This is a genomic window from Pseudoalteromonas sp. SR44-5, assembly GCF_014163675.1.
GTDB lineage: Bacteria > Pseudomonadota > Gammaproteobacteria > Enterobacterales > Alteromonadaceae > Pseudoalteromonas > Pseudoalteromonas rhizosphaerae.
Window position 1 is genome coordinate 1 of the sequence record NZ_JACJDT010000172.1, and the last position, 571, is coordinate 571.

Consider the following 571-nt stretch of genomic DNA (forward strand, 5'->3'; position numbering starts at 1 on the left):
GGGTAAGCGCTTTTAAGAGACGGATCAGATAAAGATTGTATAGACTGGTTGATGATACGGCTTGAAATTGCTTTGTGGGTTTGACCTTTTGCCCAGCCTAACGTTTTTCCAGTAAATATATTAAGTTCATCGCTGTGGCCAGCATAAAATACTTCGTCGCGAATAATTTCACCGTTTACTTCTAAACACCAATCAACAATAACAAAGCTTGCATAACTGGCATTTGTAATAACTTGCGAATAACGGTGAATTTTGGCGTGCACTTTAGCTTTTGTTAATACGTTTGAAGTATTTTGGTTTAGAGTATTTAAGATTGATTGCTGAATTGTATTTTTGTCAGCTGTATCAAAACTTCCCCAATTAAAAGCCCCATATGATTCGTTATCAGCTGTATTTTCATCTGTTATGATTGAAACTGAATTGACGTTAGCACTAAATACTGGAGCGTTTGTTAACAATGGAAACTCAGTTTTACTTGCTGTACCTGTAACTCCGCAACCAGCTAAGATTAGTGATAAAGATAAAAATAGTAGATGTTTCACACGTACTCCATATTTACGTATCGCCGCAT

Annotated in this window: 1 protein-coding gene; it reads right to left on the reverse strand. The window is 36.3% G+C overall.

Annotated elements, in window-relative coordinates:
• Positions 1–542 (reverse strand): hypothetical protein (locus H5154_RS23085; RefSeq protein ID WP_182719770.1); only part of this gene is annotated, 542 nt, incomplete at its 3' end.
• Positions 543–571: the final 29 nt, after the last annotated feature.